The sequence below is a fragment of the Cytobacillus solani genome, from assembly GCF_006704205.1.
In the GTDB taxonomy this organism is placed as follows: Bacteria; Bacillota; Bacilli; order Bacillales; family Cytobacillaceae; genus Cytobacillus; species Cytobacillus solani.
Map to the genome: position 1 here is coordinate 4360116 of NZ_CP041305.1, position 18208 is coordinate 4378323.

The 18208-nt window shown below is 38.5% G+C and carries 17 protein-coding genes and 1 riboswitch; of the genes, 10 read left to right on the forward strand and 7 right to left on the reverse strand.

Going from position 1 to position 18208, the window contains the following annotated elements:
• Positions 1-10: 10 nt before the first annotated feature.
• Positions 11-403, reverse strand: coding sequence for a globin domain-containing protein (locus FI644_RS21910; protein WP_053476142.1), 393 nt, complete (start codon positions 401-403; stop codon positions 11-13).
• A gap of 238 nt (positions 404-641) precedes the next feature.
• Between FI644_RS21910 and FI644_RS21915 the strand changes: the two genes are divergently transcribed.
• The gene (locus tag FI644_RS21915) at positions 642-824 is read left to right on the forward strand and encodes a hypothetical protein (protein WP_439952624.1); all 183 of its coding nucleotides are present in this window, start codon (positions 642-644) and stop codon (positions 822-824) included.
• Positions 825-1053: 229 nt separating this feature from the next.
• Here the strand turns inward: FI644_RS21915 and FI644_RS26500 are convergent, their stop codons facing one another.
• Positions 1054-1212, reverse strand: coding sequence for a hypothetical protein (locus tag FI644_RS26500; RefSeq protein ID WP_156341146.1), 159 nt, complete (start codon positions 1210-1212; stop codon positions 1054-1056).
• Positions 1213-1342: 130 nt separating this feature from the next.
• On the opposite strand from FI644_RS26500, the gene FI644_RS26505 reads away from it, so the two are divergent.
• The gene (locus FI644_RS26505) at positions 1343-1483 is read left to right on the forward strand and encodes a hypothetical protein (RefSeq protein WP_172797640.1); all 141 of its coding nucleotides are present in this window, start codon (positions 1343-1345) and stop codon (positions 1481-1483) included.
• Entirely contained in the window at positions 1480-1794 is a 315-nt protein-coding gene (locus tag FI644_RS21920) for a DUF3889 domain-containing protein (protein WP_053476141.1), read from the forward strand. The genes FI644_RS26505 and FI644_RS21920 overlap by 4 nt, the downstream gene beginning before the upstream one ends.
• A gap of 48 nt (positions 1795-1842) precedes the next feature.
• Here FI644_RS21920 and metH read toward each other — a convergent pair whose 3' ends face one another.
• From metH to FI644_RS21940, 4 genes are read right to left on the reverse strand one after another with little or no spacing between them, the layout of a single operon-like run.
• Entirely contained in the window at positions 1843-5295 is a 3453-nt protein-coding gene (gene metH, locus FI644_RS21925; protein ID WP_142108820.1) for a methionine synthase, read from the reverse strand.
• Positions 5273-7138, reverse strand: coding sequence for a bifunctional homocysteine S-methyltransferase/methylenetetrahydrofolate reductase (locus FI644_RS21930; RefSeq protein ID WP_053476139.1), 1866 nt, complete (start codon positions 7136-7138; stop codon positions 5273-5275). The genes metH and FI644_RS21930 overlap by 23 nt, the downstream gene beginning before the upstream one ends.
• 2 nt (positions 7139-7140) lie before the next feature.
• Complete coding sequence (gene metC, locus FI644_RS21935) at positions 7141-8331, reverse strand: cystathionine beta-lyase (RefSeq protein WP_056684725.1); 1191 nt, start codon at positions 8329-8331, stop codon at positions 7141-7143.
• Positions 8319-9440: a methionine biosynthesis PLP-dependent protein gene (locus FI644_RS21940; RefSeq protein WP_056684722.1), complete on the reverse strand. Its 1122-nt coding sequence runs from the start codon at positions 9438-9440 to the stop codon at positions 8319-8321. Before FI644_RS21940 ends, metC begins: the two co-directional genes overlap by 13 nt.
• Positions 9441-9523: 83 nt before the next feature.
• A riboswitch (SAM riboswitch) is annotated at positions 9524-9634 on the reverse strand.
• Positions 9635-10045: 411 nt separating this feature from the next.
• On the opposite strand from FI644_RS21940, the gene FI644_RS21945 reads away from it, so the two are divergent.
• Together FI644_RS21945 and odhB are read left to right on the forward strand one after the other, a co-directional pair.
• Positions 10046-12886, forward strand: coding sequence for a 2-oxoglutarate dehydrogenase E1 component (locus FI644_RS21945; RefSeq protein WP_142108821.1), 2841 nt, complete (start codon positions 10046-10048; stop codon positions 12884-12886).
• Position 12887: 1 nt separating this feature from the next.
• Positions 12888-14147, forward strand: a complete 1260-nt coding sequence (gene odhB, locus FI644_RS21950) for a 2-oxoglutarate dehydrogenase complex dihydrolipoyllysine-residue succinyltransferase (RefSeq protein ID WP_053476135.1) — start codon at positions 12888-12890, stop codon at positions 14145-14147.
• A gap of 120 nt (positions 14148-14267) precedes the next feature.
• On the opposite strand, the gene sda is transcribed toward odhB, so the two are convergent.
• Positions 14268-14399, reverse strand: coding sequence for a sporulation histidine kinase inhibitor Sda (sda, locus tag FI644_RS21955; protein ID WP_053476134.1), 132 nt, complete (start codon positions 14397-14399; stop codon positions 14268-14270).
• 309 nt (positions 14400-14708) lie between these two features.
• Between sda and FI644_RS21960 the strand changes: the two genes are divergently transcribed.
• From FI644_RS21960 to FI644_RS21980, 5 genes are all read left to right on the forward strand, one after another.
• Positions 14709-15506 carry a VOC family protein gene (locus FI644_RS21960; RefSeq protein WP_142108822.1) on the forward strand — a complete coding sequence of 266 codons (798 nt, stop codon included), beginning with the start codon at positions 14709-14711 and terminating at the stop codon, positions 15504-15506.
• Between the two features lie 163 nt (positions 15507-15669).
• On the forward strand, positions 15670-17313 hold the full coding sequence (locus tag FI644_RS21965) for an AMP-binding protein (protein ID WP_181758221.1): 1644 nt from the start codon (positions 15670-15672) through the stop codon (positions 17311-17313).
• Positions 17314-17407: 94 nt separating this feature from the next.
• Positions 17408-17644, forward strand: coding sequence for a hypothetical protein (locus FI644_RS21970; RefSeq protein WP_053476132.1), 237 nt, complete (start codon positions 17408-17410; stop codon positions 17642-17644).
• 48 nt (positions 17645-17692) lie between these two features.
• Positions 17693-17896: a DUF6501 family protein gene (locus FI644_RS21975; protein WP_053476131.1), complete on the forward strand. Its 204-nt coding sequence runs from the start codon at positions 17693-17695 to the stop codon at positions 17894-17896.
• 68 nt (positions 17897-17964) lie between these two features.
• Positions 17965-18165, forward strand: coding sequence for a GNAT family N-acetyltransferase (locus tag FI644_RS21980; protein WP_142108824.1), 201 nt, complete (start codon positions 17965-17967; stop codon positions 18163-18165).
• The last annotated feature ends 43 nt before the right edge of the window (positions 18166-18208 follow it).

Genomic DNA, 18208 nt, shown 5'->3' on the forward strand with positions numbered 1-18208 from the left:
AGGATTGTTTTTATTCAGGATCAGGGCTATTCACCATAATACCAGCAACCTGAGTCAGTCGATCGTAGAAAACAGGACCTGAAGGATGTTCATCAAGCCCTATTTCATGAAAGGCTTCTTTCATACAGCGAAGCCAGCACTTTGCACGTGTTGGTGTAATTTCAAAAGGAAGATGCCTTCTTTGCATCGCTGGGGGGCCAAATTCTTCACTGTAAAGGGCTGGTCCACCAGTAAATTGAGAAAGAAACATCCGCTGCTTTCTTTTTATTTCTTCCACGTCATCCTCAAACAGTGGACGCAAATCTTTATCTGCATACACTCGCGGATAAAAAGCATTGACTAATTTATCAATTGTCTCTGCTCCTCCAATTTCATCAAAAAGATTTTTAAATTTATAATCCATTTTTACTCACCTACTATCGATATTCTATCAGTTATCCTAATTATAATGATTAATAGTATAAATTTTTGTGATTTAAATCACGTTTGGTTAAACGTTCATTAGAGAAGATTTTCTAATTGTACATTATTCATTACTCTTCCTAAAGGATAATAAAATAGAAATATAAATAGGGTAAGGGGAAAAGAAGAAAAAAGATGGTAAAAAATGCGGAAGCGCAGAAGCGGGTCAAAAAGAAGTGGTGAAGGCAGGGAATAGGTTATCAAAAATGCTCGATTTCCAGCATAATAATCTAGTTATCTATTGTAAAAAAACTCTGGCTGCTCTGAATTGTATAATCATCATCTCCAGGGAATGTGCGTGGTTTAATAAAATTTGGCTAAAACAATGTTATTCTCGTTATAAACACGTCCATCATATCTAATGTGCATGAGAAACTGGTTAGGACTCGATTTTTTCTGATTGCAATTAATCTGTCTGAAGACTGCATAGATAAAGACAGAGCTTCCTTTTTATTAGCGATCTTCGTCCAAATTCTACTTTACTACACATATTTTTATTAGCCCTTCAAATTCTGTCATAAACCATTGTGATTTGGGGTATAACCAGCACACGCAATGACCCAATTAGTTTCTAATTTATACATTGTAAAATTAATCTTCAAAAACAAATTTTATTTGCTCATCATGCTTGCTGTTTTCTTCATCCGACATTTCGTAATCCGTTCCAGAGTTTGTTACAGCTGATTCCGTCGTAAATGCACCATTCATGCTTTCTATTAATAATGTCATTTCAGGGATATTATCTTCCATTATCTATTACACCTCCTGATAATAGAGTGCGGAAATTCAACAAAATTATTCACGAACTCATACTCGTTTTGAATAAGCATACTTCCATTAACAAAACCTATAAACAAGTCTGATTGGAGGTATGATTTCAATGGAAAAAGATATTGAATGTTTAGATGATAAAGATATTATGCATCATTTAATGTCCGAACAAATTGCCTATATATGTGTGGAAGAAGAGGAAGAACGAATGCGTGCTGAAGCTAATAATACAAAGGGACAAAGTACATGAAGAAGAATGTATTTGCTTGTCTATTGATTATAGGAGGTTTATTATTTTCTGCCTATCCTTCTTTTGCATCGCCACCTTCCTATGCAAAATGGGGACAACTCGCTGTTAAGACAGCCAAAGAAAAATATCCTCGTGCGAATATTGTAGACTATTTGCATATTGGTAGAGAGGACAAGCCAAATTCTTCGATAGAAAAGTTTAAGCTTTGGGTGGATGATCAGGGAAAAGAGTTCGGGCTACTCATTCAGATTGAATTTGATCCAAAAAATGATCGGGTTATACGTGTAAATACACAAAAAACGAGCAATTAAAAAACCCAATAGCATCCGCACAATACAAGCGGTTGCTATTGGGTTAATTTATACTTTCAACACATTAAAGTATCTTGCCTCAGGATGAGCAAAGACGATAGCCGAAACGGATGCTTCTGGCTCCATCATACATCCATCTGTTAAATGAACTCCGATATCCTCCGGACAGATTAAACGGAAGAGCTTTTTCTGATCTTCTAAGTCCGGACATGCAGGATAACCGAAAGAATAACGCTGCCCATGATATTTAGCTGAGAAACGATCCTTCATTGTCATTTCAACTGGATCAGGGAATCCCCAACGGTCTCTTATTTGACGATGTATGAGTTCAGCAAAACCTTCAGCTGTTTCAAGGGCAAGCGACTGCAGGGCATGGCATTCTAGAAATCTGCCTTGTTCTTTTAAATGGTCTGCCACTTGACGAATCCCTCTTCCAGCAGTAACGGTAAAGAAGGCGACATAATCCATTTGTCCGCTATCTGTAGACTTCAAATAATCTGCTAGACAAAGATATGGTTCAACTTCCTGCCTTGGAAATTCAAATGTTTCAATAATAGCTGTTTGCTCTTCATTATATATAATCACCTTATCGCCATCTGACTGTGCAGGGAAAAATTGATAAACTGCGGCAGGCTTGATCCAATCATTTGCCTTTGATTCCTGAAGCAAGTCATTCACCATATCATTCATTTTAATCGCCTTCTCATCACCTTCATCAAGCAATTTTTCGAACTTGCCTTTTAAGCCAAGATGATGTCCGATTAGCATTTGCTTATTAATATAGGGTTCAATATGTGAAAGGGAATAGGACTTCAATAATCTTCGTTTTAGATCCATTGGAACAAAAACAGGAACATTTATATCTAATTTTGGTCTCATTTTTATGGCGGTTGCGGTATGCGATCCGATTCTTTCAAAAGGTACAGCATTCAAAGCAGCCGTTTGTTTTTCGACCTGCAGAAGCTTCAGTTTTTCTACTTCTGCAGGCTCCTGAAGCTGGTTGGCAAGTGAAAGGCCGTTCATCGCATCCTTTGCATAAAGAACGAGGCCATCATACTCTTTAGCGATTTTTGTATCGGTGAATTTTCGTGATAAGGCTGCACCGCCAACTAAAATTGGGATGTCAATTCCAGCTTGTTTTAAATCATGGGCGGTAATGACCATTTGTTGTGCTGATTTCACAAGCAAACCAGATAATCCGACCATATTGGGCTTTACCTTTTTTATCGTCTCTACTAGCTGCGCTGGTGCCACTTTAATTCCAAGATCAATCACTTCATATCCATTATTGCTTAAAATAATATCGACTAAATTCTTACCAATATCATGTACATCACCCTTAACAGTTGCAAGTACAATTTTTCCTTTTCCAGCTGTTGTGTCATCCTTTTCCAAATAAGGCTCAAGAAATGACACAGAAGTTTTCATCACTTCTGCACTTTGAAGTACCTCGGCTACAATTAGTTGATTATCATTAAACAATCGGCCAACTTCCTTCATTCCAGCCATTAATGGGCCATTTATGATTTCAAGGGGAGCAGGATAGACTTTAAGTGCCTCTTCGAGATCAGCTGTCAGGCCTTCTTTCGTTCCCTCAACAACATAATAGGCAAGACGTTCCTCCAGTGTCATATCAGGTAAAATACTTTTCTTTTCCTTTTTTTTATCACGATAAAAGTCTGTAAACTCTGCTAGCGCTTGATCCGTTGTTTCAAAAAGCAGCTTTTCTGCAAGCAGCACTTCTTCTTTAGGAATAGAAGCGAATCTCTCTAACTTTTCCGTATTGACAATTGCATAATCTAAGCCAGCTTGTGTGCAGTGATAGAGAAAGACAGAATTCAATACCTCACGACCGACAGGAGGGAGGCCAAATGACACATTACTAATACCTAGGATCGTTTGAACTTCGGGCATTTCTTCTTTAATTAACCGAATGCCTTCTACCGTGGCTTTTGCTGATCCAATATATTGTGCGTCACCTGTTCCAACAGGAAAGACAAGCGGATCAAAAATAATATCCTCCGGTTGAATACCGTATTTATTTACAAGTAATTTGTATGAACGCTTCGCAATTTCAAGCTTCTTATCAGCAGTAACACCCATTCCTTTTTCATCAATCGTACCCACGACCACAGCAGCACCATACGTATGAATAAGGGAAGCGGTCACTGCGAATTTTTCTTCTCCATCTTCAAGATTAATCGAGTTAATAATCGCTTTGCCCTGAGAGTACGTCAGAGCCTTTTCTATCACATTTTCATCTGTAGAATCAATGACTAGGGGAGCTTTCACTTTTTTGACAAGTTCTTTCATAAAGTTTTCTACATCTTCAAGCTCTTCTCGATCAGGATCTGCAAGACAAACATCGATTACATGGGCACCACCTTTTATTTGTGCGCGTGCTATTTCAGATGCCTCCTCAAACTTTCCCTCTCTTATCAGCCGCTTAAACATTCGTGAACCAATGACATTCGTACGTTCGCCAACCATAATTGGACGAAGGGTAGGATCATCATAAATAAATGGTTCGATTCCGGAAACTTTATGAATTGTATTTTTTTCAAACACTCGCGGTGAATACTTTTTCATTTCTTCGGCAATTGCTTTAATGTGTTCAGGGGTAGTTCCACAGCAGCCCCCGACAATATTCAGCCAGCCTTCCGAAGCAAAGCCTCCTAGCTTTTGTGCTAACGTCTCAGGGGTTTCATGGTATTGCCCTTCCTCATCAGGCAGTCCTGCATTCGGATAACAGCTAATTGCTGTAGATGCAAGACTTGATAAGGATCGTATATGATCCTGCATGAATTCAGGGCCTGTTGCACAGTTTAATCCAACAGCCAATGGCTTCATATGTTCTAGTGAGATGTAAAAAGCTTCAATCGATTGTCCAGCAAGTGTGGTCCCCATCGGTTCAATCGTTCCAGATATAATAAGCGGCAATTGTTTACCCGTTTTTTTGAAAGCGTTTTGAATGCCAATGAATCCTGCTTTTACATTCAGCATATCCTGACTCGTTTCAAGTAGAAGAAGGTCAACATTTCCATCAATTAACCCTAGTGCTTGCTCCTCATAAGATTGAATTAGTGTTTCAAATGTCGTACCACCTGTAACACTTAATGTTTTTGTTGTTGGTCCCAGAGAACCAGCAACAAATCTCGGAAATTCATCTGTTGATAGTTGATCAGCTGCCTTTTTAGCAATCTGAGCAGATTTCTTATTAAGCTCATAAGACTTGTGAGCTAGCCCATATTCTTCTAAAACAACACTTGTTGCGCCAAAGGTATTTGTTTCAATGATGTCAGCACCAGCATGTAAGTACTCAAGGTGAATCCGTTCAATAAGAGAAGGGAGGGTAATTGTTAAATACTCATTGCAGCCTTCATATTCCTCACCGCCAAAATCATCTGCAGACAAATTAGCATTTTGAAGCATGGTACCCATTGCACCATCCATAATGAGAATTTTTTTCTCTAGTTGTTCAGTTAATACTGATTTTTGCATTTTTGTTCCTCCTCGTAATCTTAGCGCTCACTTCATGTGCATATAATGCTAATTCAGCAGTAAGATCAAAACGCATAAACGGTGTTATCAAGTAAATTCCATTAAAAAGTTCACATGCTGCATCGATTAAAGATTTCGCAATTGCTACTCCTTCACGAGCTGCATGGACTGGGTCATCCTTTAGATTGGCCATACGGCTGCGTATTTCTTCTGATATTTTTATTCCTGGTACCTCATTATGAAGAAACTCTGTATTTTTACTCCCTGTTAATGGCATAATCCCAATGTATATGGGCTTTTTTAAGTGTTTGACCGCTCCATGGATTTCCAATAATTTTTCCAACGAAAAAACTGGCTGGCTAACGAAATAATCTGCCCCATAAGTAATTTTCTTTTCCAGTCTTTGCACGGCTTTTTCGATGGATCGAACATTCGGATTAAAGGCAGCACCAACAGAAAAAACCGATTGTTCCTGTAAATGTTTTCCTGAGACAGAAATCCCTTCATTAAATTGTTTAATCATCTGAATTAACTCAAATGATGATAAATCGTATACGGAAGAAGCCCCAGGAAAATCACCGACTCTTGCCGGATCACCGGTTAACGCCAATACATCATATAGTCCTAATGTGTGAAGTCCCATCAAATGAGATTGAAGACCAATAATATTCCTGTCTCTGCATGTAATGTGTACCAATGGACGCATGCCCATTTCCTTTTTAACCCGATATCCTAGTGCTGAATTACAAATTCTTGGCGTTGCTAGTGAATTATCAGCAAGAGTTATGGCATCAATTCCAATTTCCTTAAAAGCCTTCACACCCTCGAAAAATTTTGCTGTATTAAGGTGCTTAGGGGGATCAAGTTCGACAATAACAGATGATCTCATTTTTACGATTTCCTCTAAAGGAGTATATTCTCTTACAGGTATATTTCCATCAGAAATACGTATCTGCTCACGTTTCTTAATTAATTTTTCTGAAATTGGAGGGAGGCCCTTGAGTTCAGATGCAAAGGCTTGAATATGATCAGGCGTTGTACCGCAGCATCCGCCAATTAATCGAACACCTTGATTTCGAAAAGCTTTTGCAGATTGTCTGAAATAATTTGGGTCTCCTTCATAATGAAATTTCCCATCCGTATAAGCTGGGATACTTGCATTTGGATAAGCCGATAAATAGGCTCGGCTAGGAAGGGGAATATCCTCTAATGTTACTAGCATATGATGGGGGCCAAGACGGCAATTTAACCCAACAACATCTGCACCAAGATTCTCGAGACGTTCGATAGCTTTTGAAATCGGTGTTTGATCCTGAAGAACACCGACTTCATGAAGGGAAACCTGGGCAATAATAGGTAATTCAGTTTCTTTCCGAACAATTTGGAGTACATTTTCCAGTTCTTCAATGTCATAATACGTTTCAAGTAATATACCATCTACCCCTTCAAGAAGGAGACAATAGAGCTGCTCCCGAAAACTTCTTTTTATCTCCTCAAGAAAAACCATATTTGGCTTCATTCCTCGGATTCCGCCAATCGTCCCAACTACATAGCTGTCTTTTCCAGCAGCTTTTCGGGCATTTCGGACTGCGGCAGTATTGATTTCCTTTACATTATCCTCAAGGCCATATCTTTGCAGCTTAATATAGTTGGCAGCATAGGAATTTGTTTGAATGAGGTTTGCACCCGCATGGATATATGCTTTATGAATTTGCTGGATTTGTTCCGCTTGGGATATATTTAATTCTTCAAAGCAGCAATCTGTCCCATAAGAATAGAGAAGGGTACCCATTGCTCCATCAGCAATGAGGATTTCATTTTTCATTCTTTCAAGTAAACTCATTTTCATCCTCCTCTATGAAATACTTTTTCTTCGAAACTACTTGCAGATAGTGCTGTCTTAAAGTCCCTTAATAAATCCTCTGAGTTCTCCAAACCAACAGAAAGGCGAAGGAGACTATTACTAATTCCTCGTTTTTCACGTTCATGAAGGGGCATGGCTGAATGGGACATTTTTGCAGGATAGGAAAGGATGGATTCCACAGCACCAAGACTCACAGCAAACACAGGAATTTTCACCTTTGAAACAAAATCTCTTAATATACTTTCATTTTCAAGTTCAAATGAGAGGACAGCACCAGCATCTTTTGCTTGCCTGCCTTGTAAAACATAGTGTGGATGGTCCTCCAGGCCAGGATAGTAAACATTTTTGATGGCTGGATTTTCCTTAAGGGCTTGGGCGATTTGTTTGGCCGATTGGATAGATTGAGCAAGTCTCACATGTAACGTTTTGATTCCGCGTAGAACGAGCCAAGCATCCTGTACACCAAGCACTGCTCCAAATGAATTTTGCAAAAATCCGATTTTATCTGCAAGAACTGGGTCCTTTACTACAGTAAGACCAGCAACAACATCACTATGCCCAGATAAAAACTTTGTTGCACTATGCAGTACTACATCTGCTCCTAAAGTTAATGGCTTTTGTAATGCTGGTGTTAGGAAGGTGTTATCAACGAAGGTTAAAGCCCCATGAGACTTAGCGATCGAGCTGATTGCTTTAATATCCGTTACTTTCAACAGTGGATTGGATGGAGTTTCAACGTAAAAGACCTTTGTATTTGGACGAATAGCTTGCTTAACATTATCTAAATCAGTCATATCAACAAAAGTATGGTTAATTCCATATCTTGAAAGCACTTCAGTTACAAAGCGGTATGTTCCGCCGTATACATCCTCTGTAATTACTACATGATCTCCCTTTGACAATAAAAGGAATGCAGTTGAAATTGCAGCCATTCCTGAAGAAAATGCAAAGCCTCTAGTTCCTTCCTCCATATCAGCTATAACCGTTTCCAATGCTTCTCTCGTTGGATTTAAGCTTCGGCTATAGTCATACTTTCCAAATGAATCGATATCATACTGATGGAAGGTAGATGCATGATGAATTGGAACACTGACTGCACCAGTTAGATGATCAATTTTTTGACTATTATGAAGAAGCTTCGTCTGAAAACTCCATGACTCTATCTCACACATTGCATACCCTCCGTCCGAGCTTTAGCAAAAGCCTGCTCTAAATCATTTATTAAATCTTCTACATGCTCAATTCCGACCGAAAAACGCAGTAATCGATTGCATACACCTGTTTCAAACCGGATATGTTCTGGAATATCAGCATGTGTCTGAGTTGCAGGGTATGTTATAAAGCTTTCTACTCCACCAAGACTTTCTGCAAAAGTAATGAGGCGAAGAGTTTGTAAAAACGGATTTACCCATCCTTCATCTTTGATTCGGAATGAAATCATTCCGCCTCGTCCTGGATAAAGTACATCGGTAACGGCATCATGTTCAAATAAAAATCTGAAAATTTCCTTTGCATTTCTTTCATGACGTTCCATTCTTAAAGATAGTGTTTTCATTCCACGTATAAGCAGCCAAGAGTCAAACGGACTTAATACCGCACCTGTAGCATTATGATTAGCAGCTAATGCTTCACAGATTTCCTTGCCCTTAGCTACGATAAGCCCTGCCAATACATCATTATGGCCGCCTAAATATTTTGTTGCACTGTGGATAACAATATCTGCTCCTAGTTTTAAGGGCTGCTGTAAAAGGGGGGTGAAAAACGTGTTATCAACAATCAGCAGAAGCTGATGCCTTTTCACAAAATAAGCAACCTCTTCGATATTGGTTTGCTCCATTAAGGGGTTCGTTGGTGTCTCGATAAAAATGGCCTTTGTTCGTTCAGTAATTTCTTTTTCCAGGACTTCAGCAGAAAAAGTTTGAACATATTTACATCGTAATCCCCATTGCTTACAGCCCTGTTCAAAAAGCCGATAAGTACCACCATATAAATCCTTTGAAACGATAAATTCATCGCCAGATTGAAAGAGGGAGAGGACGGTTAGAATAGCTGACATTCCTGAACTACACGCAAATCCTTGGTCGCCTTCTTCAAGCTCAGCAATTGCCTTTTCAAGCAATTGGCGTGTTGGATTTCCGGTACGGATGTAATCATATCCGGTTGATTGTCCAATTCCTTCATGCCGATAGGCTGTAGAAAAGTAAACGGGTGGATTAACTGTTCCTGTATCTAATTCGCTGCGATTGCCAATTTGGGCAAGGATTGTGTCGAGCTTATGCATTATTTACACTCCTTTTGTCTATAAAAATAAAAAAAAGCCTTCTTTAAGAAGAAGACTTTTTCATAATCAATAATTAGCCGTTCTTCTTATCTTTCAAGTTATAAAACTTGCAGGAATTAGCACCTTATTAATCTCATAGATTAATGGTTGCTGAGGTGTCTACGGGCCTTACCCTCGACCTCTCTTGATAAGAAATCATTATTTAATTATTTCAAACTTTACAACATTCTTATAATAAAAGTCAATGGATTTTAAAAAAATGTGTAAAGGTACAATAATATTATTATGTAAACTATCTATTCTTCTATATATTTTTCGAAAAAGGAAGTGATTAAAAAATTAATTGCACCATTTAACATTTATTTATAAGGATCATAAACACTTTTTTAGAATAAGTTTTTCCTTGGAATAGATAAAAAAAATATTTTTCACTATTTTCATATTAAAAACCTTTGAACAACAGGGTTTTACGTGGTAGAATGGCTTTGAAAACGATTTATCCTCTGAAAAATATTATTATTCTAATAATTATCATTTAATGTTAAAAAGTGGATAAATAGTTTATTATGCATTTAATACAAATTCAGTTATGGAGGTCATTTTCCATGAAAAAGCCATTGAATGGCGAAAAGCCTTTTGCTGAAGGCTTTCATGGCCCGAACCTTGGCTATGTCATTGAACTATATGAAGCATATTTAGAAAACCCTGAGTCTGTTGATCCTGAAATGAGAGCGTACTTTGAAACAACAGGATCTCCAGTTGTAGAAAATCGTACAGGGAAGACGGAAATTAGTGGTGTTAATCAAACTGTTCCGCAATTAGAAAAAACATTGTCTGCTATACGTCTGGCAGATAATATTCGCACATACGGCCATCTTGCCGCAAACATTTATCCATTAAATGACCATGAACCTGAAAAAATGCTTTTTGAGCTATCACATTACGGGTTAATAGAAGAGGATTTGTATGCAATCCCTGCTGGAGTCATCTGTAAAGATGCGCCAATTCCGCTAAAGAATGCGTATGATGCGATTGAATACTTAAAAAGCATGTATATGGGTACAATTGCATTTGAATTTCACCATGTATATGACGCAAATGAAAAGAACTGGCTGCGCCGAAAAGTTGAATCAGGCAGCTTAAAGCTGAAATTGCAAAAAGAAGAAAAAACTAAGATTCTAAAAAGATTGACTGAAGTAGAAGAATTCGAAAAATTTCTTCATCGCACATTTGTCGGTCAAAAACGGTTTTCAATTGAAGGGCTTGATTCAATGGTGCCTTTACTTGATGAAATAGTTGCAGAATCTGTATCAAAAGGGGCAAAAACCATTAATATCGGCATGGCTCACCGCGGGCGCTTAAATGTGCTTGCCCATGTGCTTGGGAAGCCGTATGAAATGATTTTCGCTGAATTTCAGCATGCTCCAAATAAAGAGCTTGTACCTTCTGAAGGTTCAATTGGGATTAGCTATGGCTGGACAGGAGATGTGAAATATCATCTTGGACTTGATAAACAAATTAAAGACGAAAATACGACAGTGACACGTTTGACATTGGCAAATAACCCAAGTCATCTTGAATTTGTCGGTTCTGTTGTCGAGGGATTTACACGAGCAGCACAGGATAATCGATCAACAAAAGGCTATCCAATTGAGAATTTAAACTCGGCAATGTCTATAATTATCCATGGGGATGCCGCATTCCCTGGTCAAGGGATTGTAGCAGAAACTTTAAACTTAGGTCAGTTGAAGGGATATAATACTGGAGGCTCCCTCCATATCATTGCAAATAATACAATCGGCTTTACAACAGAATCACGTGATTCACGTTCTACTAGATATGCGAGTGATCTCGCAAAAGGGTTTGAGATTCCGATCTTGCATGTGAACGCAGATGATCCGGAAAGCTGTATAGCTGCAGCAAGATTTGCTAGTGAATACCGTGAAAAGTTTCAGAAAGACTTCTTAATTGATCTTATCGGTTATCGCCGCTTTGGGCATAATGAAATGGACGAGCCAATGGCAACGAATCCATTAATGTATAAAATCATTAATGAACAGCCAACGGTAAAAGAACTGTATGGAAAGAAACTAGTAAATCAGTTAATCATAAACAAAGATACAGCTGACAAAATAGAAGAAGACGTATTAGTAAAACTGAAAGCTGCATATGAAAAAGTACCAGCAACGAAAAAAGAAACAGAAGAATTAAATCCGCCTGAAACGGTAGAAAAAGGCCTGCCAAAACTCAAAACAGCTGTTCCTTTTGAAAAACTTAAGGAAATTAACCAAGAGCTGTTAACATGGCCTGAAAAGTTTACTGTTTTCAATAAGCTAGACAAAATTCTAAACCGTAGAATGAGCGCTCTTGACGGAGAAAAGAAGATAGATTGGGGTCATGCGGAAACTTTAGCATTTGCATCCATTCTCCATGATGGAACTCCTATCCGCCTGACAGGTCAAGATTCTGAACGAGGCACATTTGCCCACCGAAATATTGTTTTACATGACAGCAGCACAGGTAAATCCTATTCGCCACTTCATTTATTATCATCGGCGAAGGCTTCCTTTGCCGTTCATAATAGTCCATTATCAGAAGCAGCTGTTCTTGGCTTTGAATATGGTTATAATGTATTTGCACCTGAAACGCTCGTTTTATGGGAAGCACAATTTGGAGATTTTGCTAACTCTGCACAGGTGATATTCGATCAATTCATCGCTGCGGGCAGAGCAAAATGGGGACAAAAATCCGGGCTTGTCATGCTGTTGCCACATGGTTATGAAGGACAAGGTCCTGAGCACTCAAGTGCACGCTTAGAAAGATTCTTAACACTAGCCGCTGAAAATAACTGGACTGTAGCTAACTTGACTTCGGCTGCACAATATTTTCATATTTTACGTAGACAGGCAGCGATTCTGAAACGTGAAGAGGTTCGTCCGCTTGTCATTATGGCACCGAAGAGTCTATTACGTCATCCGCTCGTTGCTTCTAGCGGACATGAGCTGAGTGAGGGCGATTTTCAATCAGTTATTGAGCAGCCTGGTTTAGGTCAAAATACGGATAAAGTAACTCGGCTTGTTCTCTCCACAGGAAAAATGGCTATTGATTTAGCAGATAACCTAAAAAATGTTGATAACCAAGAGTGGTTCCATCTTTTACGAGTAGAAGAAATCTACCCATTCCCGTTGGAAACGATTCAAACTATAATGAAACGGTATCCAAACTTAAAGGAAATGGTTTGGGTACAAGAAGAACCAAAAAATATGGGTTCATGGAATTTTGTTGAACCAAGATTACAATTTATTGCACAGAAGGAAATAGATGTTTCCTATATTGGCAGACGCAGAAGATCTAGCCCTTCTGAAGGGGATCCAAATGTCCATAAAAAAGAACAAGCACGAATAATAGAAGAAGCATTTATGCACAAGCAAGAGGGAGGAAATTAAGGTGGCAGACATAAAAGTACCGGAACTAGCTGAATCGATTACAGAAGGAACGATCGCCCAATGGTTAAAAAAACCAGGTGATTTCGTAAATAAAGGGGACTATGTTGTTGAGCTTGAAACAGATAAAGTAAATGTCGAGATCATTTCAGAGCATAGTGGGATTTTAAAGGAAGTTAGAGCAGGAGAAGGCGATACAGTTAATGTCGGTGAAACGATTGCCGTAGTTGATGAAAGCGGGGAAGCAGCTGCTGAGTCAGCAGCTGAACCTCAAGCCGTAACAGAAATAGCTCCAATTCAAGAGGCACCGAAACACGCTGCCTTACAAGAAGAAACGGTTCATGTAAGCAATGAGCAGAAGGGACAGCGTCCGATCGCATCTCCTGCTGCAAGAAAAATGGCTCGTGAGAAAGGGATTGATCTGACACAAGTGCCGACAGTTGATCCGCTTGGACGTGTTCGTGCTCAAGATGTATCATCCTTTAGCCCTCGTGAGGAAGTGAAGCAGCAAGCAACACCAGTTCCAAAGCAGCAGGGTGCACCTGCCGTTCAGCCTGCTGGTAAAGAAGTTGAGCGTATTCGTATGACCCGCCGCCGTCAAACGATTGCCAATCGACTAGTAGAAGTACAGCAAACAGCAGCGATGCTGACAACGTTCAATGAAGTAGATATGACAAATGTAATGAACTTGCGAAAACGACGTAAGGATAAGTTTTTGGAAGAAAATGACGTGAAACTTGGATTTATGTCCTTCTTCACAAAAGCTGTTGTTGCTGCATTGAAAAGAAGCCCTTTATTAAATGCAGAAATTCAAGGTGATGAACTCGTTCTGAAAAAATTCTATGATATCGGGATTGCCGTGTCTGCGAACGAAGGTCTAGTCGTACCAGTCGTACGCGATGCAGACCGTAAAAACTTTGCGGAAATCGAAAAGGATATTTTAGATCTTGCCGAAAAGGCAAGAAACAACAAATTAGCCTTACAAGATCTGCAAGGAGGAACATTTACGATTACAAATGGCGGGGTTTTTGGTTCTCTATTATCCACACCTATTCTTAATGGACCACAAGTCGGCATCTTAGGCATGCATTCCATAAAACTGCGTCCAGTTGCTATTGATGCAGAGCGTATGGAGAATCGTCCAATGATGTATATTGCTTTGTCTTATGACCATCGTATTGTCGACGGTAAAGAGGCAGTTACTTTCTTATCTAGAGTGAAAGAATTAATTGAAGATCCTGAATCATTATTATTTGAAGCGTAATAGAGGAAGCAGGGTGGATGTTTGACACCCTGCTTTTTTGTATCATGCGAACTATTTTAAAAAAATAAAAAAGAGCGAAAGGCATCAAAACCTGTCGCTCCACTTCTGAAATTTTCTCATTTACTTTTTAAATGGTTTTAAACCTCGTTTTGTAATCTCCATTTTCAATATCCTAATCCATTCTTTCTCTAACCCAGACTTTAATGCATCACGATACGAGACGACCAATTGTTCATTACTCATAATCTTCATTCTGCATACCTCCTGTAATGGATTGAATATGAAGCTTTCATTCATTTTAATCGTTTCTACTACATTTGAAAACCCCCATTTTCAAAAAATACAAAAAAAGGACTTTTGAACCTTAAAAGTGAAGAAAAAAAGTGGTTTACCCTACATAGGTGAAAAATGGAAGCAAACCTATAGGAGAATGCAATGATGAAATTAGCGAAGTGGATATTTTTTATCCATGCTCATTCTTGTGCTTGCAGCTGATGCTCTCTTTTTTCTTTCCCTTTTTCCATTTACAATAGAAGTATCATACTAAGAAGGAGTGATTCTATGAACTTAGCACTTGATCATATTGTTCACTTTATTAAGGAACATCCTAATGTGGCAGTAGAAAAATGGAAGATGCGCGGTTTTCATGCTGTTATGGGCGGAAGCCATGAAAAATGGGGGACATATAATAGTTTACTTTATGTTGGAGAAGCATATATTGAATACTTAACGATTGAGAATACAGAAATTGCCGCTAAATCTGCTAATCCTTTAATCTCGCAACTTGTTAGAGATCTCACGAACGGAGAAGGGTTTGGTCAAATTTGTTTCCGAACGAATAATATGGTTGACTTGAAAGAACAGATCGAGAATAAAGGATATCAAACATATCCAATTTTTAATGGAAGCAGAAAAAGGCAAGATGGGTCTATAATTAGGTGGAAAATGCTTTTTATTAAAGACTCATCGAGCTTACCTTATCCATTTTTTATTGAATGGGAACAAGAGGATTCGGCTCGGATGAAAGATTTGAAAGATCTTGGATACTTGGATGAAAGTCTAACGAAACATTCCATTCATTTTATTCAAGTTGCTGTGAATGACTGCGAATCTGCAGCAAGGGATTGGGCAAATATATTTGATTGTACCTTACCGGATATTCATATGGATGAACATTCATCGGTGAAAAAGGCAGTACTTAAAGGAGAAACGTTTGAAATTCACTTTTGCCAGCCACATGGTGAGGACAGTCCTATACATAACATCCTATGTAAAAGAGGAGAAAGGCCATTTGAAATTCATTTTGACCCTGTTCTTGATACAAAGTCTTTTACTTTGTTTGGCTCGCAATATAGCTAAATAATAAAAAATGCGTTACAAACTAGTAGCGCATTTTTTATTCCATTTATCATTATTAGAAAATATTGAATATTACGTAATGTGTGATAACATAAAATGTAAGCGTTACAGGGTGGTTCTGTTTATACTGTTTAAACGAAAGGGTGATGTTCATATGTCAGAGTTGTTACATTTCACTGTTGGGAAGCTATTAGAGGAAAAAGCACAGCTGCATCCAGATCATGAAGCAGTTGTCTACGCAGATAGAGGACTGAGGCTGACGTATAAGCAATTGGATGAATATTGTAGACGTGCTGCAAAAGGCTTGATGAAACTTGGACTGGAAAAAGGAGAGCATATAGCTGCATGGTCAACCAATACACCAGAATGGCTCATTACTCAATTTGCAACAGGTCAAATGGGAGCTGTCCTCGTTACTGTTAACACAAATTATCGAACAGCTGAGCTTGAATATTTATTAAAGCAATCTGATGCAACAACGATTATCCTAATGGAGCATTATCGAGATGCATCATACATAGACATGCTGTATGAAATCGCGCCAGAATTAAAAACGAGTGAACCTGCCTGCCTACAGTGCAGCCGACTTCCTTTCTTAAAAAATGTCATCGTGCTTGGTGAAAATCGATACCCAGGGACATTTAGCTGGGAAGATATTTTAGCTTTAGGTGAAGCAGTGCCTGATAACCTGCTTGATGAGCGCTTGAAAAGCCTTGATCCAGATGATGTGATCAATATGCAATATACATCAGGAACAACTGGTTTTCCAAAGGGTGTCATGCTGACACATAATAATGTTGTAAATAATGCATTCAATATCGCTCATTGCATGCGTTTAACAAAGGATGACCGTTTATGTATTCCAGTACCATTCTTCCATTGTTTCGGCTGTGTAATCGGTACGCTCGCATGTGTTTCTGTTGGAGCAACAATGGTTCCCATTCAAGAATTTAATCCAAAAGCAGTACTTCAAACTGTTCAGGATGAGAAATGTACAGCTATCCACGGGGTACCAACTATGTTTATTTCCGAATTAAACGATCCTGATTTCTATCAATATGATCTTTCTACACTCCGTACAGGTGTAATGGCAGGATCTAATTGTCCCATTGAAGTCATGAAGGCAGTGATTGAAAAAATGGGTGTACGGGAAATTACGATTGCCTATGGACAAACTGAATCATCTCCTGTCATTACACAAACAAGAACAGATGATCCAATTGAACTGCGTGTAGAGTCGGTAGGTAAGGCTTTACCAAATGTTGAAGTAAAGGTGGTGGAACCGGGAACAGGTAAAGAAGTCCCAAATGGGATACAAGGGGAGTTATGCTCAAGAGGCTATCAAGTCATGAAGGGCTATTACAAAAATCCTGAGGCAACAAAAGAGGCAATTGATGAAGATGGCTGGCTCCATACTGGAGACTTAGCAGTGATGGATGAAAATGGCTACTGCAAAATCACAGGCCGTTTAAAGGATATGATCATCCGAGGCGGAGAAAATATTTATCCACGTGAAATTGAGGAATTTCTATACTCTCACCCAAGCATCCTTGATGTACAGGTTGTTGGTGTACCTGATGAGATATTCGGCGAAGAAGTTGTTGCATGGATTATATTAAAAGAAGGTAAATTAGCTACAAGCGAAGACATACGTGAATACTGCAAAGGAAAAATTTCTCGTCATAAAATCCCTCGCCATTTTGAATTTACGGATGCCTACCCAATGACAGCATCTGGTAAAATTCAAAAATACCGTTTGCGTGAGCAAGCGAAAGAAAAAATTGAAAGAGTAAATTCGATGAAATAAATTTTCCCAAGATCCATTATCCTCTTAATGTTTAAAACATGCTAAATAGGTGGTATATAACTATTGCCATCTTTTTAGAAAGAGGGTTACTAAAATGGATAATTTTGCGAATGCACGTTTATTAGAATTAGTTTACGATGGGCGGACTTATGAATTTCTAGAATTTATTCGAATAGACCGAATATGTGAAATCACCTATATTACATTAAAGAATGTGATTACGACTGAAATATTTACTTTTGATGAAGAAAAGATCAGAAGTATTCGAATGAAAATTTACCCCCATTCAGAGTCAAATTCAAAAAAACGAGAATCATCTTGCAGGAAGTAGCTCCAATTCTTTATACTATTAAATATAAAGAATGAAGGAGTTGCTACAATGATTCATCTTAATTGGCATGAACGAGAGACAGTGAAAAAGGTTAAATGTGTGCACACAGATGCTGCTAAATATATCGTGAACAGAGCGTTAACAGCTGGCAAAACGTATGAAGTAAAAAATGAAACTGAGGAATTTTATTTTATTATTGATAATTCAGGAAAAGTTGGCGGATTTTACAAAGATTATTTCCAAAATGCATAATGGGAGAAAGGAACTGTCAGTAAAAATGTAAATACTTGCTGCTCACTCATGCATTTGAAATCTGGCAGTTGAATCGTGTTTTTTTCAAAACGTATGCAAGAAATACACGATCTCAGCAGGCCATTGCCCGTCTTGGTGCCGTGAAAGAAGGAGTACTGCGAAAGGATAGAATTATTTCTGATGGCTTTGCTCGTGATACCGTATACTTTAGCATCTTAAAAGAAGAGTGGCCAATGGTAAAAAAGCTCCTTCTAGAAAAAATGAAATAAAGGAAAAGAGGATCAACTTTTGATCCTCTTTTCTTATTAGTCA